This window comes from Tateyamaria algicola (genome assembly GCF_047715485.1).
In the GTDB taxonomy this organism is placed as follows: Bacteria; Pseudomonadota; Alphaproteobacteria; order Rhodobacterales; family Rhodobacteraceae; genus Tateyamaria.
Genome location: NZ_CP180422.1, coordinates 1,709,410 through 1,730,705 on the forward strand (window position 1 = coordinate 1,709,410; position 21,296 = coordinate 1,730,705).

The following is a 21,296-nucleotide window of genomic DNA, read 5'->3' on the forward strand; positions in this document are numbered from 1 at the left end:
GTCTTAGCCCCCGATCTGCGTCACGGGCCGGATTTGCATCCCGTCAATGATGTGGCTGACCCCGGCGGCCACGATCCTCTGATCGGCGCTCAGCCCGTCCGTGACGGCAACCGATCCGTTCTTCACATCACCCAGGGTCACCGCCTGTTTGGACACGCGATCACCTTCGCCCACGATCCAGACAAAGGGGGCGCCGTCGCTTTCGGATGCGATGGCCGTCAGCGGCACCGACATGGCCTGCGCCTGACCCGGGGCCGACGAGGTCACGCGGCCCACCATGCCGGGCAAGATCAACGATTCTTCGGGGATTTCAACGGCGACACGGCCGCGATAGGTCTGTGTCGCGCTGTCGGCCTGAACCGAGAATTCAACGACTTCGGCATCGAACGCTTCGCCGGGCAACGCATCGAAAAACGCGATGTTGGTGATCTCTTCGCGTCCGTTGGCCAGCAGGGCCGTGACGTCCGGGCCGGGGATGTCAAAGGTCAGGTGCACCGTGGCCAGCGCTTGCAGCAACACAACGTCCTGACCGGCCTGCACATTGGTGAAATTGTCGATGTCACGGCGCGCAATGATCCCGTCAAAAGGGGCGCGCAAGGTGGTGTAATCCAGATTGTTCCGCGCTGATTGCAGCTGCGCCTCGAGCCCACGAATGGCCGCCTCTGCCGCTTCGATGTCTTCGGCACGCCCACCCGATTGGCCAATGACCAGCTGTTCCGTCTGCGCGCGCAGATTGGCTTCGGCGACGCGCAGGTTGGCCTCGTCCTCGTCCAGCCGCGCCGTCGCCACGACACCGCGTTCCGCCAATTCACGCGACCGCAACACTTGCTCTAGCGCCTGATCGACCTGCGCCTGCGCGGAATCAACGGCGGCCTCCAAGGCCACGATCTCTTCTGACCGGGCCCCGCTGCGCAATGCGCTCAACTCGGCCATGGCCTGATCGCGCTGGCTTTCCAGCTGGGCGACCTGTGTTTCGAAATCCGAAGGATCAAGGCGGGCGATCACGTCCCCTTCCTCGACCTGATTGGCCGCGCGTGCAGGCAGATCGATCACCCGACCGCTGACACGAAAGGTCAGCTGCACCTCGCGAGAGGGCTGGACCAGCGCGGGATAGGTGCGCTCAACAGTCGTGGGCGCCACGGAAACGGTAAACACTTTGGCCGGACGAACAGGTGCATCAACATCCTGCGCATGTGTTTGAACCGGTATAGCGAATGCGCCCGCACAAAAAAGCGCTGCACCTATCAAAGTCTTCATCCGGTCCCTCATCATTTCCGCGTCTTTGGCCGAAGCGTCGCAATGCAGCACGGAAATGTAAACTGATAAGGCGCGCCACCACCTGCATGGTTTCGCAGGTATCGGTGGGCAGTACCGTAGTGATGCAATGTACGTTGACGCATGCTGCCATCATCGCCGGTGGAAATCCGCCTGTTCTGCACGTCGTACCGGGCGCGACGCCCCATCACGTTGGTTTGGTTGGCGTTCTGCCCATCGCGCTTACGCTCTGGATTTGCATGCACGGATGATCGCCTGCCGCTCACCCGCCGGACCTGGCCAAAGGAATCGCCAGCGACCCGAGCGGCGCTATCGCGGCAGAGCACCCAAATGCGCGCGAACATCACGTTCTCGAAATACATGCGCGTATGGGCTTGGCCTATGGGCATCGTATTGTATCATCGCGTTCCAAAGTGGGTGCTTGCCCGCCTCATTGCCTTAACCAGTCCAAACGTCAAAGGAACCAACAGTGCAGCGCAGAACATTCCTGGCAGGCTCCGCCGCTGCCATCGCCACCACGGCCCCGGTGATCGTGCACGCAAATGCCGACTACGATGCGCAGATTGTCCCCGCCACCCTGGCCGAGGACAAGATGCCGCGCGAGGTCAAGATCAAGAACGATCTGGCACCCTACGAAATCCACGTCGATCCCGGCCAGTACGCGCTGTACTGGACACTGCCCAAGCGCATGGCGATCCGCTACTCCGTCGGCATCGGCCGCCCCGGCCTTTACGAGTCGGGCGAGTTCTATGTGGCCGTGAAGAAGAAGTGGCCCAGCTGGACCCCGACACCAGACATGATCGAGCGGCAGCCACAGCTCTACAAACGCCACGAGAACGGGATGCCCGGCGGGCCGAACAATCCGCTTGGCGCGCGTGCGCTGTACCTGTTCCAGCCCGGTCGCGGCGACACGTTCCTGCGCATCCACGGCACCAATCGCCCGGACACCATTGGTTACAGCGTGTCCAATGGCTGCGCGCGGCTGGTGAATGATCAGATTGTCGACCTGTACAACCGCGTTCCCATCGACACGCGCGTGGTGCTTTATCCGGCGTCTTACGGCAGCTGACGGTCTCGCCTGATCAGCTGGCCCGGAAAAAATTCGGATTGCATCTTGAGCTTCCAGTGACTGGAATGCCTATCTAGGTCGTAACGCAGCCAAACCCGTGTGATCCGATGAGCCAATCAATTTCAGTTTCCCTGACTGTCGAGGGAATGTCCTGCGCCTCTTGCGTGGGGCGTGTGGACAGGGCCTTGCAGGCCGTACCGGGTGTGCAAAGCGTGGCCGTGAACCTTGCCGCCGAGACTGCAACAGTGACCTATGCCGAGGGGGCGACAACCCCACAAGCCATCGCAGCCGCCAGCACGGATGCGGGGTACGCCGCCCAGATTGCACAGGCCACCGCCAGCCAAGACAGGGCAGCGCGCAAGATCGAAGAGGCCCACGCTCAGTCGCGCCGGATGCTGTTTGCCGCAGCCCTTGCCCTGCCCGTCATCGTGCTTGAGATGGGCGCGCACATGATCCCCGCCTTTCACATGCTGATCGAACGCAGCATCGGCACCCAGACGTCCTGGCTGATCCAGTTTGCACTGACCACGGTCATCCTGTTCGGCCCCGGGCGCCAGTTCTTTGCCAAGGGGGTGCCGGCATTGGCCAAGGGCGCGCCGGACATGAACAGCCTCGTCGCCCTGGGTACAGGTGCGGCCTGGAGCTATTCGGTCGTGGCGACCTTTATCCCGGCGCTCTTGCCCGACGGTGTGCGCGCCGTCTACTTCGAGGCTGCCGCCGTCATCGTGGTTCTGATCCTGCTGGGCCGCTGGCTTGAGGCGGGTGCCAAGGGGCGCACAGGCGCGGCCATTCAGACGCTGATGGGCTTGCAGGTGCGCACGGCGCGCGTGCTGCGTGAAGGCGAACCCGTGGATGTCGACATTGATGCCTTGCGCGTCGGCGACATCGTGATGGTGCGTCCCGGCGAACGCATCCCGGTCGACGGCGTCGTCACGGATGGCAACAGCAATGTTGACGAAAGCATGATGACCGGAGAGCCGCTGGCCGTGACCAAAAGCGACGGCGATACCGTCACGGGCGGCACCGTGAACGGCACCGGCAGCCTGACCCTGCGTGCAACACGCATCGGCGCCGACACGACGCTGGCCCAGATCATCCGCATGGTCGAGGACGCACAAGGCGCGAAACTGCCCATTCAGGGCATGGTCGACCGCGTGACCATGTGGTTCGTACCGGCCGTGCTGGGGCTGGCGCTGCTGACAGTGGTGACATGGCTGGTCGTGGGGCCGGATCCGGCCCTGACACTGGCCCTCGTTGCCGGTGTGTCTGTCCTGATCATCGCCTGCCCCTGCGCCATGGGGCTCGCCACGCCGACCTCGATCATGGTGGGCACGGGCCGCGGGGCCGAAATGGGCGTGCTGTTTCGCAAGGGCGACGCCCTGCAAGAGCTGAGCGACGTGCAGATCGTGGCCCTCGACAAGACCGGGACGGTCACAGCGGGTGCACCCACCCTGACAGATGTCGTGCTGGTAGATGGGTTTGAACGGGGCGAGGTGCTGCGCCTTGTTGCGTCGGTCGAAGACCAGTCCGAGCATCCCATCGCCGAGGCCATCGTGCGCGGCGCAAGGGCCGAAGGCGCAGCGATCGGGCCAGTAACGGCATTCACCTCGGTCACCGGGTTCGGTGTGTCCGGCAATGTCGAGGGCAGGAACGTGGTGATTGGCGCGGACCGCCTGATGGCCCGTCACAGCGTGGATATCGGCCCGCTTGCCCAGTCCGAGGGCATGCTGGCTGCGCGGGGACGCACCGCCTTGTTCGCGGCCATCGACGGCCAGATCGCCGCCGTGATTGCCGTCGCCGATCCGGTCAAGCCAACCAGCGCGGCCGCCATTGCCGCCCTTCAGGCACAGGGGCTGGCCGTCGCCATGATCTCGGGCGACAAGGAGGAAACGGCGCAGGCCATCGCCCGCGAGGTCGGGATCGACCACGTGATCGCAGGCGTCTTGCCCGATGGAAAAGTCGCCGCACTCGACCAATTGCGGGCGGACGGCAAGGTCGTTTTTGTCGGGGACGGGATCAACGACGCGCCCGCACTCGCACATGCAGATGTCGGCATCGCCATCGGTACAGGCACGGATGTGGCCATCGAAAGCGCGGATGTGGTGCTGATGTCGGGTGACTTGCGCGGTGTGGTCAACGCCGCCTCTGTCAGCCGCGCAACAATGCGCAACATCCGTCAGAACCTCGTCTGGGCTTTTGGGTACAATGCCGCGCTGATCCCCGTCGCTGCCGGTGTACTCTACCCAGCGTTTGGTCTGTTGCTGTCGCCCATGTTCGCCGCCGGTGCCATGGCGCTGTCTTCCGTCTCCGTGCTCAGCAACGCCTTGCGACTGCGGCGGCTGCACCCCGTCATGGACGAACAGACGCCCCCGCAAACCGGCGCCGCCCAACCCGCAGAATAGGACATGTGCGCATGAATATCGGAGAAGTGGCCGAACGGTCCGGCCTGCCGCCCAAGACAATCCGTTACTACGAAGACATCGGCCTGATCCGCCCGCAGCGCAGCGCCAACGGCTACCGCGCCTTTCGCGAACAGGACTTGCACAAGCTCGCCTTTCTGGGCCGCGCACGGGCTTTGGGATTTTCGATTGAGGACTGCCGCACCCTCATGGCGCTGTACGAGGACGAGAGTCGCGAAAGCGCGCAAGTCAAGGCCATCGCGCAGGGTCACTTGCAGCAAATCGACGGCAAGATTGCGCAACTGCAATCCATGCGCGACACCCTCGCCCATCTGGTACAGGCCTGCCACGGGGATGATCGCCCCGATTGCCCGATCCTCAAGGACCTGTCGGACCTTCGTCAGTAGGGCAGGCCGACGTAGTTAAGCGCCATGGCCGCCTGCGCCTCGGGACTGTCGCGCAGAAAGGCCAATTCGGCCAGTTGCATCTTTTTGTCGAACTCGGTCTGGCCGGGATAGTGGTGCATCAGGTTCGAAAACCACCAGCTGAACCGTTCGGTCTTCCACACCCGGGCAAGGGCGCGTTCGGAGTAACGGTCAATACCGTGGGTGTCCCCATCGCTGTAGAACTGGCGCAGACCCTGGTTGAGGTAATGCACATCCGAGGCGGCGGTGTTCAGCCCCTTGGCCCCGGTCGGCGGCACGATATGGGCCGCATCACCGCACAGAAACAGGCGCCCCCAGCGCATCGGCTCGGTCACGAAACTGCGCAGGGGCGCGATGGACTTTTCAATGCTCGGGCCCGTCACCAACACCTCGGCCGCCGCGGGCGGAATGCGGCGGCGCAACTCGTCCCAGAACGCATCATCGCTCCAGTTCTCGGGGCTGTCGGACGTGTCACACTGGATGTAGTAGCGGCTAAGATTGGCATTGCGCATCGAGCACAAGGCAAAGCCGCGATCCGAGTTGGCATAGATCAACTCGTCATTCACCGGCGGCGTTTCCGACAGGATGCCCAGCCAGCCGAACGGGTACACTTTTTCATAGTCGCGACGCACCGCTTCGGGGATGCTCTGGCGGCTGACCCCGTGAAAGCCGTCACACCCGGCGATGAAATCGCAGTCTATGCGATGCGGTGTGCCGTGCTGGCTGTAGGTGACAAAGGGGGTATCGGTATCCGCCCCTTCGATCACCACGTTTTCAACTTCGAAATGCGTGACGCCGCCGGTTGCATCGCGCGCATCATAAAGGTCGCGGGTCACTTCGGTCTGGCCATAGACCATGACAGTCGCATCCGTATGTTTTGCGAAATCGAGGCGAAACATATCGCCATCATAAGCCAGCAAGGTGCCGTCATGGGCAAAGCCTTCGGCCTTCAGCCGGGTATCCACACCGGCCTCGCCCATCAGGCCGACAAGGCCGCGTTCCAGCACACCCGCACGAATGCGCCCCAGCACGTATTCGCGGGATTTGCGCTCAAGAACGACGGCGTCGATTCCGGCGCAGTACAGCAGTTGACCCAGCAGCAGGCCCGACGGCCCACCACCCACGATCACGACTTGTGTGCGCATGCGCGCCCTCCCCTTTTCGCGATGCGGGGCACCGCGCTTGAGCCATGATTGCGGCGATCAGATGCGCCGGTCAAGCATTGGAGGACTATCCTGCAACCGACCTTGCAAAAGCGTTGAAGGCGGCGATTTCCGCTTCAGAGGCCGCCTTGCCGGTAAAGGCGACAAGGTAACCCGGCACCATCGCCAACCGTTCCTCTATCGTTTCGCCGAGGTTCGCGTCGTCATAACCAAGCTGCATGTAGTAGATCACCCGCGCCCGCGCCGTCGCCTCGAGCGTGGGATAGCCAAACCGCGCGAACATCTTGGTAAGCGCGGCAAGGCGCGCGTCATCGCCCGCCTTGAGCACCTTGTTCACCGGTTCCGACCGGCGGGCCCAGTCGCGCACCGCAAAGTCGAGGCGGTTGTCAAACAGCGATGTGTCGATGTTGCAGTGAAAGACGTTGCAACATGCTTCGGTGATCGTGTCGGCGGGCGCGTTGGCCTGCGCCACCATCGCGGCAGTGTTGGTGTCTCGCCAATGCTGCAACAGCGCATCCAGCAGGTCGGTGCGGTTCTTGAAGTACCAGTAAAAGCTAGATCGCGAGACGTTCATACGCGTGGCCAGGTCCGCCACTTTGACGGCCTCGACCCCGCCTTGTTTCAGAACCGCGAGGGCGGCGTTCATCCAGTCCTGCCGCGTGACCTTGACGTTGCCGATCAGCGGATCCTTGTCTGGATCATCCCTATGCAGCAGCGGTGCGCTCATCCGTTCTCCGGCGCGCAGCCGCCCCGTGCCGTGCGATCGGCAATGTACCTGGTCAGCTCTTCCAACCGGTCCTCATTCCCTGCGGGCGGGGTAAAATCGCGCAGGATACCCTTCCAGATGTCCGTTGCGCGATGCGTGGCATCCACGCTGCCCCGTTCCTCCCATGTGCCGATATTGGCGAAATCCGCAACAAGCGGTTCATAGAATGCGGTCTGATACCGCTCCATCGTGTGGGCGGCGCTGAAAAAGTGGCCGCCCGGCTGCACCTCTTCCAAGGCGTCGATGGCAATTTCGGCCTCTTGGGCCGGGGTCGCCACGCAGAGTTCTGCCACCATTTGCAGCACCTCGACATCCGTGATCAACTTTTCATAGGACACGGTCAGCCCCCCTTCGAGCCACCCGGCGGCATGCAGGGTGACCGTCGCCCCGGCCATCAGGCATCCCCATGTGCCAAACTGCGTCTCGTTCGCCGCCTGCACGTCGCCAAGGTTGGCGGCCGATCCAGAGGCACAGCGCCACGGCAAGCCGATATGGCGCGCAAGTTGGCCCGCCGCCAGCGATGCCTTGAAATGCTCGGGCGTGCCGAAAACGGGCGCCCCGGATTTCATGTCGACATTGGACGTGAACGTTCCATAGCACACGGGCGCACCCGGATTGACCAATTGGCCCAGGGTGATGGCCGCCAAAGCCTCCGCATGGCTGAGCGTCATGGCCCCTGCCACGGTGATCGGTGCCATTGCCCCCATAAGGGTAAAGGGCGTTATGATCGCCATCTGCCCGGCGCGCGCAAAATCCATCACGCCCAGCGCCATGGGAATGTCCAACTGGCGGGGCGAGTTGGTGTTGATGATGGTGTAGCAATGGGACTGCGCCGCAAACTCTGCATCCGAGATCCCGCGAAAATTGCGCAACATCTCAAAGGATTCTTCCACCTGGCCCGTGCCCCGCGAGTAGATGAACGGCACCTTGTCCGTCAGCTCCATCTGCCCCTTGGTCATTGCATAGTGCCGCAGGTGGATCGGCACGTCCTGCGGTTCGACCAATGGCGGGATCATGTGCAGCACGTCAAAATGCTGGGTCAGCGTGATCAGTTCGCGAAAGTCCTGTTCGGTGCCGGGTCTGCGCCCCCGGTCGAGGTCGGTCGCGTGCGGGCACCCGGCACCGGGTTGAAAGACCATCGATCCCAGTTCCATCACCTGATCGCGGCTTGGATCGCCTGCAATCAGCGCAAAGGACTTCGGGGCCGTCGCCAGCGCAGCCTCGACCATCTCGCGCCCGAGATGCACCATCTGGGTGCTCTCATCGACCTTCGCGCCACCTGCCTTGAAGGTCGCGCGCGCGGCGGGCAACAGCACTTTGATGCCCAGCCGCTCCAGCACGTCCAGCGCCGCGTCGTGCATCGCGGCAACGCGATCGTCCGAGAACACGTTCATCGGCGGGAACGGATTGCGGAGGCGTCGATAGTCTGTGGTTCTTGTTTTCAGCGGCGGCGCGCCGCGCCCCGCCTGCGTTTGGGTTGCCCGGTCATCCTCGCATCGCTTTGCCAGCTGGATCGTAGGGCGAGGCGGCGATGACTTTGGCGTCCCGCTCGACCCCGACAATATGCACCTTCAGCGCCGATCCCTCATGCGCATGTTCGGCATTCACCAGCGCCATGGCCAGTGATTTGCCCGTCGTGTGCCCGTACCCGCCAGAGGTGACAAAGCCGACCTTTTCGCCGTCTTTCCAGATTGGCTCATACCCCGAGGCATCCGCCCCCTCTGCGGCCACGTCCAGCGTGACCTGCACTTGTGCAGGGCCGTTGCCGTCGCGTTCAGCCAGGGCCGCGTCCTTACCGACAAAGGCCTTGTCCCAGTCGATCCAGCGGTCCATGCCCGTCATGCCGGGCGTGTAGCCTTGGGTGAATTCCGCCGACCAGATGCCGAACGATTTCTCGATCCGCAGCGACAACAGCGCGTTGAACCCGTATTCGATCATCCCCTCGTCCGCGCCTGCCGCCAGCAGCGTTTTGCGCAGGGTGATGTGGTCACCCATGCGGCAGTGGATCTCATACCCCATCTCGCCTGTGACCGACAGCCGCCCCACCTTGCAGCGCAGCATGCCAATGTCGAATTCCCCACAGCCCATGAACGGCAGATCGCCCACTGCGCAATCCGTCAGCTTTTCGATGACCGCCTTCGACTTCGGACCAGAAAGCGAGAAACCCGCCATTTCGTCGCCCAGATCCCTGACCGTCACACCCTCGATCATGTGATCGTCAAACCACCGCATGTGCCAGGCGCGCAGGTAGTAGCTGCCCATGATCCACCAGGTGCCATCACCCCAGTTGAACACAGTCAGATCGCCCTTGAGCCGCCCATCCTCGCCCAGCATCGGCGCGAGCCGCGCGCGGCCCGGTTTGGGCAGGCGCGAGGCCATGATGTGGTTCAGCCACGCCTCTGCATTCTCGCCCGTCACCTCGAACCGGGAAAAGCCGGTGATGTCCAGCAACCCGACGTTTTCCCGCACTGCCTTGCATTCGGCCGCAACGATGTCGAACGCGTTTGATCGCTTGAGCGACGGCGTTTCCTCGAACCCCTCGGGCGCAAAGTACAGCGGCACCTCCATGTCCCAGCTTTGGCCCCACTGGCAGCCAGCAGCGGTCATGTCGGAATAGGCCGGGGCCATCTTCAGGGGGCGACCTGCGGGCAGTTGTTCGTTCGGATAGGTCATCACGAAACGGCGGGAATAGAACTGGCCCGTTGTCTCCTTGATGTATTGCTTGTTCTCGGCCCAGACGCCGTAGCGGGCGACGTCCATGCCGTAGACATCCGCCTCCGGCTCGCCATGGATCATCCACTCGGCCAGCGATTTGCCCACACCGCCGCCTTGCAGGAACCCGGCCATCACGGCACAGGCCGACCAATACCCGCGCTTACCCGGCACCGGCCCGACCAGCGGATTGCCATCGGGCGAGAAGGTGAAGGCACCGTTGACCCAGGTCTTCACACCCACATCCTGCAAGGCGGGGTAGCGTTCGAATCCCATGATCAGCTCTTTCTCGATGCGGTCGGGGTCTTCCTGTTGCAGCTCGAACCCGTACTCCCACGGTGCGCCGTCCATCATCCAGTGCTGGTGATCGACCTCGTAAATGCCCAGCAACACGCCCTTCTGGTCCTGACGCAGATAGGTGAACCCTTCGAGGTCCACGGTCATCGGCACTTCGAAATCCAGCTTTTCCAGCGCGGGAATGCTGTCAGAGATCAGGTAGTGGTGGTTGAGCGGTGAGACCGGCAATTCGATCCCTGCCATGCGCCCCACCTGCTTGGCCCAAAGCCCCCCGGCATTGACGACATGTTCGCAGGAAATGGTGCCCTTCTCGGTCACAACCTCCCAACCTTGCAGGGTCTGGTTCAGCTCCAGCACGCGGTTATGTTCGATCACGGTCGCGCCGCGTTTCTTGGCGGCAGTGGCATAGGCGTGCACTGTGCCGGTGGTGTCGATATACCCCTCGCGGTCGGCCCACATGCCGCCCAGCAGGCCATCGCCCGACATGATCGGGTTCAGTTCGACCGCCTCTTCCACGCTGACAAGGCGACAATCCTCGATCCCGATGGACTGGAAGGTGCGGTAGGCCGATTGCAGCCATTCCCAGCGGTCAGGCGTGCCCGCCATGGTCAGACCACCGGTCATGTGCAGGCCGATGTTCTGGCCCGACTCCTCTTCGATCTCGGACAACAGATCAATGGTGTAGGCCTGAAGGGCGGCGATGTTGGGATCCGCGTTGAGCGCGTGAATACCACCCGCAGCGTGCCAGCTTGACCCTGCCGTCAGGACCGAACGTTCGACAAGGCACACATCGCTCCAGCCCATCTTGGCCAGGTGATAAAGGACAGACGCCCCCACCACACCGCCGCCAATCACCACAACCCGGTAATGCGTATTCATATCGATCCCCTGTCGTCCAAATCGTGCGTTCAGGGGATCATCAGACGACTAGACAGTTCTGTCCAGTACTTTCACGACATGAAGATGTCGGCAAACGACGCGGGGCCTACATCACGCCCGACAGATGGCGATACATGGCGTCGGTCAGGCGATCCTTGACCCGATCGTAGCGGCTGGCCGGAACAGGCGTGGACAGTGCGTAGATGTCGCCCTTGGCGTCCTTCAGCGCAAAGCCCAACGCGCACACCCCTTCCGTATGCTCATTCTCGTCACGGGCCAGCGCGCCCTGGCGGATATCCTCGACCTCTTTCAAGATGCCGGCGAGGGGGCGCGCCCTGTCCACCTCGCGCTCAAGCTCGGCCAGGATCAGGCGCGTCGCGCGCGCAGGTTCCATGCAGGCCAGTGCCGCCTTGCCATTCGCCGTGGTGGTCAGGGGAAAGGATTCACCGATGCTCGACACCGTGCGCAGGCGCTGGCTGCCCACGATCTGGTCGATGAACAGCATCCGGTTCCCGTCCAGCACGGCCAGGTCCACGGTCTCGCCCGTTTCGGCGGCGATACGTTTCATCAAGGGCAGCAACTGGTCACGCATGTCCGAAACCGCGGCCTGGGCCAGGCTCTGGATCTCGGGGCCCAGCTTGATTCCCCCATAGCCCTTTTCGGTCGAAATGAACCCTTCGACCGTCAGTGCGGCCACGATCCGCTGTACCGTAGAGCGGGGCAATTTCACACCTGCCGCGATTTGCCCCAGGCTTTGGCCATCCGTTTCCTTGCCCAGTAGACGCAGGATGTCAGCCGCCCGCGAAATGACCTGAATGCCCTGATTTTTATGGCTTTCCTGTCCGTCCATTCTGCCTCTCCAAACTTGCAACCACCGATCTGGCGCCCTCTTTACACTACGAAAATGCCCGGCTCAAATCAACGCTTGACCGCTATGTGATACATACGCACCATGATGCGAAACACCTATTACCGCTTTTTGGGAGGAACGGATGGTCGTCAATATTCGCGGGATCGATTTCCAGGAAAACGACAACAACGACATGGGGCTGGAGTTCGTGAACCTCAGCCACCGCTACGGGTTCCAATGCCCGAACTGGCCGTATTTCAAGGACGTCCAGATTGATCGCAAACACTACATGGCCAAGTCCGGCGTGCTAAGCCAGACCATCACCACCACCATGCACGTGACCACCCACATCGATGCCCCTGCGCACGTGGTGCAGGGCACGCCGTTCATCGACGAGGTGCCGCTGCCGCATTTCTTTGGCACCGGCCTTGTCGTCAGCATCCCCAAGAAAAAGTGGGAACAGATCACCGGCGACGATCTGGAGAAAGCCTGCGGCCATGCCATTCGCAAGAACGACGTGCTGATCATCAATACCGGCTGGCACAAGCAATACGAGGATGGCGATTACTTTGCCTATTGCCCCGGTCTGGTGCCTTCGGCCGCCGACTGGATGGTGGAAAAGGGTGTGAAGGTCGTCGGCCACGACACCCAGGCCAACGATCACCCGCTCGCCACGGCCATCGGCCCGCAGCGTAACGGCCCGATCCTGCCCCATCTCGAGGCGGAGTATCTGGAATGGTCCGGCGGCACCCCGTGGGAGGTTGATTTCCCCGAATGGGAACCCGTCCACCAGAAACTGTTCAAGAACGGTATCCTCGGCATCGAGAACGTGGGCGGCGATCTGGATCGTGTCACGGGCAAACGTGTGACCTTCGCCTTCTTCCCCTGGAATTGGGATCGTGGTGATGGCTGCATCATCCGGCTGGTCGCCATGATGGACAAGGATCAGGGCTACCGCATCGAGGCGGGCGAGGATTTCTGATGCTGGTCAAGCGCTTTGCTGACGCCGAAACCTATGACGCCCCCAACCATTGGGGCGTCACGGGCCTGCGGCTGCAGGGGTTCGAGGATGGCGGCCCGGAAAACCAGTGGGTCGGCTTTTCCCAATTCCTGCCGGGTGGCGGCGCTGGCCCCGATGCGACCCCGTTTGAAAAGGTCTATGTCGTGCTCGAGGGCGAGATGACGGTGACCATCGACGGCACCGACACGGTGCTGAGCGCGATGGACAGTTGCACGATCCCGCCGGGCGAAATCCGCAAGATCGAGAACCGCAGCAACCACATCTGCAAGTTGCTGGTCGTGATCCCCTACCCCGAGGGAGGCCGGCCATGAGCCTCGACAACCCCCTGTCCTTCTTTGACGTCTCGGGCAAGGTTGCCCTGATCACCGGGACCTCCGGTGCCTTTGGCGCTGTCGCAGCCCGCTGCCTTTCGGGTGCGGGGGCCAAGGTGGTCCTGGCCGCTGGAAATGCGGATGCGATGGCCGAGGTGGCAGGCACCTGCACAGGCGACACGCACCAGATCAACGCCCGCCCGGAGTCCGAGGATGCCTGCGCTGCGCTGGTTGCGGAAACCGTCTCTACCTATGGCCGGATCGACATCCTGGTCGTGGCTTCCGGCATGAACAAGGTGGCCAAGATCGGGGATATGACCCCCGAAACCTTCGAGGGCGTCATGGACGCCAACGTCACGCAAAGCTGGCTGATGGCCCGCGCGGCAAGCGCGCAGATGCAGGCGCAGGGCGACGGCGGCAAGATCGTTCTGATGTCCTCCGCCCGAGGCCTTCTCGGCCACCCCGCAGGCTACACCGCCTATTGCGCCTCAAAGGCCGCAGTGGACGGGATCACCAAGGCGCTGGGATGCGAGCTGGGGCCGACAGGCATCACGGTGAACGCGATCGCGCCGACCGTGTTCCGCTCCCCCTTACCGCATGGATGTTCGAAGACACCGAAGAGGCGACAGCCGTGCGCAACGGCTTTCTGACCCGCGTGCCCAAGGGGCGCCTGGGTGAGCCCGAAGACCTTGCCGGGCCGCTTCTGTTCCTGTCGTCCCGGGCGTCGGATTTCTACACCGGGCATATCCTATATGCCGACGGTGGGTACACGGCGGGTTAGGCCATGACCAAGAACCAGCAAATCGCGGTGATCGGCGGGGGCCTCATGGGCCACGGCATCGCGCTGACATTTGCCCGCGCAGGGCAGTACGTGGCCGTGACAGACCCCGTGCCCGAGATGCTGGCAAGCGTGCCCAAACGGGTTTCCGACAGCCTTGCTTTGCTGGGCGCGACCGAGGTCGAGATCGCCAAGGCGCTGAAACGGATCGAGCTGTGCGATACAGTGCAGGCAGCAGTGAGTGACGCGGATTTCGTGTTCGAGGCGGCGCCGGAAAAGCTGCCGCTCAAGCAATCCATCTTTGCCGAGGTCGAGGCACACGCACCGGCCCATGCCGTGCTCGCCTCAAACACCTCCGTCATCCAGATCACCAAAATCATGGAAGGCCTCGGCACCCGACACCGCGCGCTTGGCACCCATTGGTGGAACCCTCCGCACATGATCCCGTTGGTCGAGGTGGTCAAAACCGAATGGACGGATGCTACGCTCGCCCAGTCCATGTTTGACCTCTTGGCGGATGCGGGCAAAACGCCCGTGATGGTGGAAAAGGACGTGCCCGGTTTTATCGGGAACCGCCTGCAACACGCCATGTGGCGCGAGGCGATCAGCCTTGTGGAAAACGGGATTTGCACGGCCGAAGCGGTCGATGATGTGGTCAAGGCCAGCTTTGGCCGCCGTCTCGCAGTGCTCGGCCCTCTGGAAAACGCTGATCTGGTGGGGATCGAGCTGACGCAGGACATCCACAACCAGGTGCTGCACGATCTTGATGCGCGCGGGGTGCCTTCGCCCTACCTTCAACAGCTGTTGGACGATGGACGCACCGGCATGGCCGCAGGCGCCGGGCTGCGCACGTGGAAAGAGGGCGACCTCGAAGCGACCAAGGCGCGGATCGCACGGCATCTGGCGCAACTGCAAACTCTGCTTGAAGAGGAGGCATGACGGATGGCCCGATCAACCGCCCTGCAGGTAGAATTCATAACACTCGGTTATAAAGTCCCGATGAATCCGCATCAGGATCAACTTCCCGACATGCTAGCTGGGGGCAAAGCGTTTCCAATCACATAAGGGCGCAAGACGCAGCACGGCGTCGGGACCACAAGAAAAGACATCAATCTCAGGGAGGAGAGACATGACTTACAAAGCAAACAGACGGACGGTACTGGGCGGGCTTGCCGCCACAGTTGCCTCACCCGCCATCCTGACGGCAACGCGGGCCTACGCGGCCAATCCGACGATCAAGGTCGGGTTCGTGACGCCCTCGACAGGCCCGCTGGCGGGCTTTGCCGAGGCCGATGACTACATCCTCGACGGGCTGCGCGCCCATTTCGCGGGCGGCGTGACCAACAACGGCAAGTCCTACAATATCGAGATCATCAAGAAGGACAGCCAGTCCAACCCCAACCGCGCCGCCGAAGTGGCCGCGGAACTGATCCTGTCGGACGAGGTGGACATCATCACCGCCGCCGCGACACCGGACACCACCAACCCGGTTGCCGATCAGGCCGAGATCAACGAAGTGCCCTGCGTCACCACCGACGCGCCTTGGCAGCCCTATTTCTTTGGCCGCGGTGGCAACCCGGCCGAGGCGTTCCAGTACACCTACCACTTCTTCTGGGGTCTCGAGGACGTCATCGCGAACTTCACCGGCCTCTGGAATGACAGCGGCGTGGCCAAGAAGGTCGGCGGCCTGTTCCCCAACGACGCGGATGGCAACGCCTGGGGCCACCCGGAACTGGGCCTGCCCGCGCCGCTCGCGGCCCAAGGCTTCGAATTGATCGACCCGGGTAGGTTCCAGCCGCTCAACGACGACTTTTCCAACTACATCGCCGCGTTCAAGGATGCGGGATGCGAGATCGTGACCGGCGTGATGATCCCGCCGGACTTCGGCACGTTCTGGAGCCAGGCGGCCCAGCAGGGCTTCAACCCCAAGGTCGCGACCATCGGCAAGGCGCTGCTGTTCCCCTCGGCCATCGAGGCACTTGGGGATCGCGGTGTGGGCCTGACAACGGAAATCTGGTGGTCGCCGAACCACCCGTTCACATCATCGCTGACAGGCGCGTCGGCGGGTGATCTGGCCGGGGGCTTTACCGCTGCCACAGGCCGGCCCTGGACCCAGCCCATCGGGTTCAAACACGCCCTGTTCGAGGTTGTGGCCGACGCCATCTCGCGATCCGCAGACCTTGACGATTACGAAGCCAACGCCGCCGCGATCAAAGAGACAAACATGTCCACCATCGTCGGCGACGTGAACTGGTCAAATGGCCCTGTGCCGAACGTGTCCAAGACACCTCTGGTCTCCGGCCAGTGGCAAAAGGCAGGCGACGGTGTCGAACTGGTCATCACCAACAACGCTCATGCGCCGCAGATCCCTGTAGGCGGCGAATTGCAGCTGTTGGGATAGACCACTCATGTCCGCCCTGTTGTCCATCGCTGGTTTGCAAAAGTCCTTCGGCGCCGTTGTGGTCGCCGACGGCACCAGCTTTGACGTGGCCCAGGGGGAAGCCGTCGGCATCCTTGGGCCAAACGGGGCGGGCAAGACATCCCTGTTCAACCTCATCACCGGCGCACTGTCGCCCGATGGGGGCAGGATCACATTTCAGGGGCAGGACATCTCGTCCGCCCCCGCCGCGCGACGCTGCAAGATGGGCATCGCGCGATCCTTTCAGGTGCCCCAACCCTTTGGCGGCATGACCGTGTTCGAAAACGCACTGGTCGGCGCGATCGAAGGCGCAGGCCTGCGCGGCCACGAGGCGGAAGACCACGTTCTGTCGGTTCTGGACGACACCGGCCTGCTGCCCAAGGCCAATGTGCGCGCGGGGTCGCTGACCCTGCTGGAACGCAAACGGCTGGAAATGGCGCGGGCGCTGTCGGCCAAGCCGCAATTGCTGCTGCTTGATGAAATCGCGGGCGGGCTGACGGATGCGGAATGCACCGCCCTGATCGAAACGATCCAGCGGGTGCATGCCAACGGCACCACGATCATCTGGATCGAACACGTGGTGCACGCCCTGCTGGCCGTGGTCGAAAAACTGATCGTCATCGATTTCGGCAAGAAGATCGCAGAAGGGCAGCCAAAGGCCATCATGGACAGCCCCGAAGTCAAGGAAATCTATCTGGGGGTCGATCCCGATGTCTGACGCGCTGCTGACCCTGACGGGCCTTGATGCCCACTACGGCGACTTCCAGGCGCTTTATGGCGTCGACATGGAGGTGTCGGAGGGCGAAGTCATCGCCATCATCGGGGCCAACGGCGCGGGCAAGACGACGCTCATGCGCTCGATCTCGGGCCTGCTGCCGAATGCGGGCGCGCAGGTGCGCTTCAAGGAGCAATCCATTGGCGCGATGCGCGCCGATCAGGTGGCCTATGCCGGGATCGCGCTGGTGCCCGAGGGGCGGCAGCTGTTCCCGTCGCTGTCGGTCGAGGAAAACCTGAGGCTCGGCAGCACGGTCGGGCGGTCCGGGCCATGGTCGCTGCGCGCCGTCTACGACCTCTTTCCCATTCTCGAGGAACGGCGCAACCAGCCCTCGACCTCGCTGTCGGGCGGGCAACAGCAAATGGTCGCCATTGGCCGCGCACTGATGTCCAACCCGGACCTGATCCTGTTTGACGAGATCAGCCTGGGCCTCGCCCCCGTCATCATCAAATCGATCTACGACGCGCTCCCAAGCATCATCAGCGGCGGCATGACCGCGATGATCGTGGAACAGGACATTTCCAAGGCCCTTGCCGTCTCGTCCCGCGTCTACTGCCTGCAAGAAGGGCGCGTGTCGCTGACAGGCCGGGTCGAAGACATCACACGCGACCAGATCACGGCCGCCTATTTCGGAGTGGCCGCGTGATCGAATGGCTCAACGCCGTGGTGCAGGGCATCCTGCTGGGCGGGCTCTATGCCCTGTTCGCCGCCGGGCTGTCGCTGATCTTTGGGGTCATGCGGCTGGTCAACATCGCCCATGGCGATCTGATTATCCTCGCCGCCTATCTGGGGCTCAGCACGACGCTGATCCTGGGCGTGCACCCGTTCGTGGCGCTGCTGATCGTGATGCCCGCTATGGCCGGGATCGGCTATGTGCTGCAACGTGGCCTTTTGAACCAGACGCTGGGGCCGGACATCCTGCCGCCGTTGCTCGTGACCTTTGGGCTGTCCGTCATCCTGCAAAACGCGCTGCTCGATACCTATTCGGCCGATCCGCAAAAGCTGAACGCAGGCGCGATCGAAACGGCCAGCATCTCGGCCGGGGGACTGACACTGGGCGTGTTGCCCCTGCTCACTTTCGCGATTGCCGTTGCCGTGATCGCGGGCCTGCAATGGATCTTCTACTCCACTGCCCTCGGGCGCGGGTTTCGCGCCGTGTCCGACAACCAGGACATCGCCCAGCTGATGGGCCTGAACAAGGCGCATGTGTTTGGCATGGCCATGGCCCTGGCACTGGCCGTCACTGCCATCGCGGGCGTGATGCTGGGCGTGCGTACCAGCTTTGATCCCTCCATCGGCGGCGGGCGCCTGATCTTTGGGTTCGAGGCGGTGATCATCGGGGGCTTGGGCAACATCTGGGGCACCCTTGCGGGCGGTGTCATCCTGGGTGTCGCACAAACCATCGGGGCCAAGATTGATCCGGGCTGGCAGGTGCTGGCCGGGCACGTCGCCTTTCTGATCGTCCTTGCCGTGCGCCCCAACGGCCTGTTCCCGAGGGTCGAACATTGAATACCGTCACCCGCGCCACCCGTGCCAGCCGCGTTGCGATGATCATCGCCGCCCTCGCCCTGATCGTGCTGGCCCTCGCCCCATGGTGGGCGGGCCGGGCCGACATGCGGCTGATGGGCGAGATTTTCCTCTACCTCTCCCTCGCCTGCCTGTGGAACCTGATGGCGGGCTATGCGGGCCTCGTGTCGGTCGGGCAACAGGCATTCGTGGGCTTTGGCGGCTACATGCTCTTTGCGCTGACGATCTTTGGCGGGCTGCACCCCATTGCCGCCATCCTGCTGGCCGGTGTACTAGCGGCGATCCTGTCGGTGCCCATCGCGGCACTGATTTTTCGGCTCAAAGGGGCCTATTTCGCCATCGGCACCTGGGTCATGGCCGAGGTGTTCCGCCTGACCTTTGCCCAAATCTCCGCCCTTGGGGGCGGGTCGGGTTCGTCCCTGCCGGTGGGCATCGTGCGCTCGCTCTCCTCGTCCCGCTCGGGGCGCGAGGCGCTCAGCTATTGGCTGGCGCTGGGGGCCGCCGTGACGGTCATCACCTGCGTCTACCTGTTCCTGCGCTCGCGCCGGGGGCTGGCCCTGACCGCAATCCGCGACAGCGAGGTCGCCGCCAGCGGCCTCGGCATCGACATCTGGCGCACCAAGCTTGAGGTCTATGTCGTCACCTCGGCCTTCACTGCCATCATCGGCGGGCTGCTGTTCCTGCAAAAACTGCGCATCTCGCCCGATGCCGCCTTCTCAGTCAACGACTGGACGGCCTTCGTGATCTTCATCGTCGTAATCGGCGGGATCGGCACGCTTGAGGGGCCCATCATCGGTACGCTCATCTTCTTCCTTCTGCGCGAAACGCTGGCCGATTTCGGCACGATCTACTTGATGGTGCTGGGCGCCGTTGCCATCGTGGTGATGCTGAAAGCCCCCAAAGGCGTCTGGGGCCTCGTGCGCGACCGATACGACCTCGAACTCTTCCCCCTCAGCTACCGTGTGAACACGGACAAGAAAGGCGACTGACCCATGGCCAAAACCAAAACAATCATCACCTGCGCCGTGACAGGGTCGATCCACACGCCCACCATGTCCGACCACCTGCCGATCACCCAGAACGACATCGCGGAACAGGCGATTGCCGCGGCAGAGGCCGGCGCGTCGATCCTGCACCTGCACACGCGCCATCCCGACGATGGCCGCCCATCGGTCGAACCCGATCATTACGCCCCGATCCTCGCCCGCGTGAAACAGTCCACCGACGCCGTGCTGAACATCACCACCGGCGGCGCGCCCACCATGCTGATCAAGGAACGGATCAAGGCCGCCACGCAGTTCAGCCCCGAGATGTGCAGCCTGAACATGGGGTCGATGAACTTTGCCTTTCATCCGCTGGCCGGGCGTTATGACACCTGGAAACACGACTGGGAAAAGGACTATGTCGAAGGGTCCGAGGCGAATATCTTCCGCAACACCTTTGCCGACATCCGCGAGGCCGCAGAGACGCTGGCCCCCCATGACATCAAGTTCGAACACGAATGCTACGATGTCGGACACCTCTACAACCTCAAATACTGCATGAACATCGGCCTGTTCAAAGCGCCCGTATTCATCCAGTTCATCTTTGGCATCCTCGGCGGTATCGGCCCCGAGGTGGACAACCTGATCTTTATGAAACGCACCGCCGACCGGCTGTTTGGCGACGATTACCGCTGGTCGGTGCTGGGGGCGGGCGGCGCGCAGATGCCGCTGGCCACCACCGCCAGCCAGATGGGCGGCAACGTGCGCGTCGGCCTCGAGGACAGCCTGTTCATCAACCGGGGCGAGCTGGCCACATCCAACGCCCAACAGGTCGCCAAGATCCGGCGTATCGTCGAAGACCTCGGCAGCGAGGTCGCAACCCCTGACGAGGCGCGCGAGATCCTGGCGCTCAAAGGCGGGGACCGCGTGGCGTTCTAGGCCTCGGCCAACATCGCGACAATTGCCGTCATGAAGGACAGGAATGCGACCTCCTTGCCTGGGGTCCGTATGTCGATCTGGCTGTGCCGCGTGGCAAAATCCTCGCCGGATATCTCTCCCTCGGTGACGCCCAGCAGGCTTTGATAGCTTGTGGTCAGCACCACATCGGGATCGGTTGCGGGGCCATATAGCGCCCGCACCGTGCCGTCGTGCACATCCAGTTCCACCTCTTCTCCGTCCACCACAAGGGCGGCGCGAAACGCCATGTCAGGCGTGACCACGCGCTGGCCCGCTGCCCCCAGCGTGGTGGCGACAGTGCGCAGGTTTCCGGGCCGCACAACCTCTGTTTCGGGCGCGAAACGGGCGCCGAACACGGCCAGCTCAAAGATGATGTTGCTGGTCCGCGCCCCCAGTTCGGTCAGCGCATAGACGGATGCGCCATGGCCCCCGTCGCCCTTGCTGACCAGACCGTCCGCCACCAGCTTGACCAGCCGGTCCGTCAACAGGTTGGCCGCAATGCCCGTCAGCCCCTTTTGCAACTCGCTGAACCGCGCAGGACCGGCGTGCAGATCCCGCAGGATCAGCAGGGTCCACCGGTCCCCGATGCGGTCAAGGCCGCGGGCGATCGGGCAGAGCAATTTGTAGGAACGCGTCTTGGCCATGCATCACTCACGATCATGTTACTTTAAAAAATAAAGTGTTCACTTT

The 21,296-nt window shown here is 63.0% G+C and carries 22 protein-coding genes; 14 read left to right on the forward strand and 8 right to left on the reverse strand.

Going from position 1 to position 21,296, the window contains the following annotated elements:
* Nucleotides 1–3: 3 nt before the first annotated feature.
* Together ACMHLQ_RS10855 and ACMHLQ_RS10860 are read right to left on the reverse strand one after the other, a co-directional pair.
* Nucleotides 4–1,155 carry an efflux RND transporter periplasmic adaptor subunit gene (locus tag ACMHLQ_RS10855; RefSeq protein WP_415404801.1) on the reverse strand — a complete coding sequence of 384 codons (1,152 nt, stop codon included), beginning with the start codon at nt 1,153–1,155 and terminating at the stop codon, nt 4–6.
* Between the two features lie 113 nt (nt 1,156–1,268).
* Nucleotides 1,269–1,637 (reverse strand): hypothetical protein, encoded by a 369-nt coding sequence (locus tag ACMHLQ_RS10860; protein ID WP_415404802.1) that lies wholly within the window; start codon nt 1,635–1,637, stop codon nt 1,269–1,271.
* Nucleotides 1,638–1,867: 230 nt separating this feature from the next.
* On the opposite strand from ACMHLQ_RS10860, the gene ACMHLQ_RS10865 reads away from it, so the two are divergent.
* From ACMHLQ_RS10865 to cueR, 3 genes are all read left to right on the forward strand, one after another.
* The gene (locus ACMHLQ_RS10865; RefSeq protein WP_415405269.1) at nt 1,868–2,344 is read left to right on the forward strand and encodes a L,D-transpeptidase; all 477 of its coding nucleotides are present in this window, start codon (nt 1,868–1,870) and stop codon (nt 2,342–2,344) included.
* 107 nt (nt 2,345–2,451) lie between these two features.
* Nucleotides 2,452–4,746 carry a heavy metal translocating P-type ATPase gene (locus ACMHLQ_RS10870; protein WP_415404803.1) on the forward strand — a complete coding sequence of 765 codons (2,295 nt, stop codon included), beginning with the start codon at nt 2,452–2,454 and terminating at the stop codon, nt 4,744–4,746.
* Between the two features lie 11 nt (nt 4,747–4,757).
* A complete protein-coding gene (cueR, locus tag ACMHLQ_RS10875) occupies nt 4,758–5,150 on the forward strand; it encodes a Cu(I)-responsive transcriptional regulator (protein WP_415404804.1) in 393 nt (130 codons plus the stop codon).
* Here cueR and pobA read toward each other — a convergent pair.
* The 5 genes from pobA to ACMHLQ_RS10900 all read right to left on the reverse strand — a co-directional run bounded on the left by pobA (nt 5,144) and on the right by ACMHLQ_RS10900 (nt 11,835).
* On the reverse strand, nt 5,144–6,313 hold the full coding sequence (pobA, locus tag ACMHLQ_RS10880) for a 4-hydroxybenzoate 3-monooxygenase (protein WP_415404805.1): 1,170 nt from the start codon (nt 6,311–6,313) through the stop codon (nt 5,144–5,146). The genes cueR and pobA overlap by 7 nt on opposite strands.
* An 85-nt stretch (nt 6,314–6,398) precedes the next feature.
* Entirely contained in the window at nt 6,399–7,058 is a 660-nt protein-coding gene (locus tag ACMHLQ_RS10885) for a TetR/AcrR family transcriptional regulator (protein WP_415404806.1), read from the reverse strand.
* Nucleotides 7,055–8,605: a trimethylamine methyltransferase family protein gene (locus ACMHLQ_RS10890; RefSeq protein WP_415405270.1), complete on the reverse strand. Its 1,551-nt coding sequence runs from the start codon at nt 8,603–8,605 to the stop codon at nt 7,055–7,057. The genes ACMHLQ_RS10885 and ACMHLQ_RS10890 overlap by 4 nt, the downstream gene beginning before the upstream one ends.
* The gene (locus ACMHLQ_RS10895) at nt 8,583–10,985 is read right to left on the reverse strand and encodes a GcvT family protein (RefSeq protein WP_415404807.1); all 2,403 of its coding nucleotides are present in this window, start codon (nt 10,983–10,985) and stop codon (nt 8,583–8,585) included. The genes ACMHLQ_RS10890 and ACMHLQ_RS10895 overlap by 23 nt, the downstream gene beginning before the upstream one ends.
* A 106-nt stretch (nt 10,986–11,091) precedes the next feature.
* The gene (locus ACMHLQ_RS10900; protein ID WP_415404808.1) at nt 11,092–11,835 is read right to left on the reverse strand and encodes an IclR family transcriptional regulator; all 744 of its coding nucleotides are present in this window, start codon (nt 11,833–11,835) and stop codon (nt 11,092–11,094) included.
* Between the two features lie 142 nt (nt 11,836–11,977).
* Here ACMHLQ_RS10900 and ACMHLQ_RS10905 point away from each other — a divergent pair, with 142 nt between their 5' ends.
* From ACMHLQ_RS10905 to ACMHLQ_RS10955, 11 genes are all read left to right on the forward strand, one after another.
* A complete protein-coding gene (locus tag ACMHLQ_RS10905; RefSeq protein WP_415404809.1) occupies nt 11,978–12,817 on the forward strand; it encodes a cyclase family protein in 840 nt (279 codons plus the stop codon).
* Nucleotides 12,817–13,167, forward strand: a complete 351-nt coding sequence (locus ACMHLQ_RS10910; protein WP_415404810.1) for a cupin domain-containing protein — start codon at nt 12,817–12,819, stop codon at nt 13,165–13,167. The genes ACMHLQ_RS10905 and ACMHLQ_RS10910 overlap by 1 nt, the downstream gene beginning before the upstream one ends.
* Nucleotides 13,164–13,817 (forward strand): SDR family NAD(P)-dependent oxidoreductase, encoded by a 654-nt coding sequence (locus tag ACMHLQ_RS10915; protein WP_415404811.1) that lies wholly within the window; start codon nt 13,164–13,166, stop codon nt 13,815–13,817. The genes ACMHLQ_RS10910 and ACMHLQ_RS10915 overlap by 4 nt, the downstream gene beginning before the upstream one ends.
* Nucleotides 13,769–13,948: an SDR family oxidoreductase gene (locus tag ACMHLQ_RS10920; RefSeq protein WP_415404812.1), complete on the forward strand. Its 180-nt coding sequence runs from the start codon at nt 13,769–13,771 to the stop codon at nt 13,946–13,948. Before ACMHLQ_RS10915 ends, ACMHLQ_RS10920 begins: the two co-directional genes overlap by 49 nt.
* 3 nt (nt 13,949–13,951) lie before the next feature.
* Nucleotides 13,952–14,884, forward strand: coding sequence for a 3-hydroxyacyl-CoA dehydrogenase family protein (locus ACMHLQ_RS10925; protein WP_415404814.1), 933 nt, complete (start codon nt 13,952–13,954; stop codon nt 14,882–14,884).
* A 190-nt stretch (nt 14,885–15,074) separates the two neighbouring features.
* Nucleotides 15,075–16,346 (forward strand): ABC transporter substrate-binding protein, encoded by a 1,272-nt coding sequence (locus tag ACMHLQ_RS10930; RefSeq protein WP_415404815.1) that lies wholly within the window; start codon nt 15,075–15,077, stop codon nt 16,344–16,346.
* A gap of 7 nt (nt 16,347–16,353) precedes the next feature.
* The gene (locus ACMHLQ_RS10935) at nt 16,354–17,082 is read left to right on the forward strand and encodes an ABC transporter ATP-binding protein (protein ID WP_415404816.1); all 729 of its coding nucleotides are present in this window, start codon (nt 16,354–16,356) and stop codon (nt 17,080–17,082) included.
* Nucleotides 17,075–17,785 carry an ABC transporter ATP-binding protein gene (locus ACMHLQ_RS10940; RefSeq protein WP_415404817.1) on the forward strand — a complete coding sequence of 237 codons (711 nt, stop codon included), beginning with the start codon at nt 17,075–17,077 and terminating at the stop codon, nt 17,783–17,785. Before ACMHLQ_RS10935 ends, ACMHLQ_RS10940 begins: the two co-directional genes overlap by 8 nt.
* Entirely contained in the window at nt 17,782–18,648 is an 867-nt protein-coding gene (locus tag ACMHLQ_RS10945; protein ID WP_415404818.1) for a branched-chain amino acid ABC transporter permease, read from the forward strand. Before ACMHLQ_RS10940 ends, ACMHLQ_RS10945 begins: the two co-directional genes overlap by 4 nt.
* On the forward strand, nt 18,645–19,655 hold the full coding sequence (locus tag ACMHLQ_RS10950) for a branched-chain amino acid ABC transporter permease (RefSeq protein WP_415404819.1): 1,011 nt from the start codon (nt 18,645–18,647) through the stop codon (nt 19,653–19,655). Before ACMHLQ_RS10945 ends, ACMHLQ_RS10950 begins: the two co-directional genes overlap by 4 nt.
* Before the next feature lie 3 nt (nt 19,656–19,658).
* Entirely contained in the window at nt 19,659–20,588 is a 930-nt protein-coding gene (locus ACMHLQ_RS10955) for a 3-keto-5-aminohexanoate cleavage protein (RefSeq protein WP_415404820.1), read from the forward strand.
* Here the strand turns inward: ACMHLQ_RS10955 and ACMHLQ_RS10960 are convergent.
* Complete coding sequence (locus ACMHLQ_RS10960) at nt 20,585–21,250, reverse strand: winged helix-turn-helix transcriptional regulator (RefSeq protein WP_415404821.1); 666 nt, start codon at nt 21,248–21,250, stop codon at nt 20,585–20,587. The two genes, ACMHLQ_RS10955 and ACMHLQ_RS10960, sit on opposite strands and share 4 nt — an antisense overlap.
* Nucleotides 21,251–21,296 lie beyond the last annotated feature (46 nt).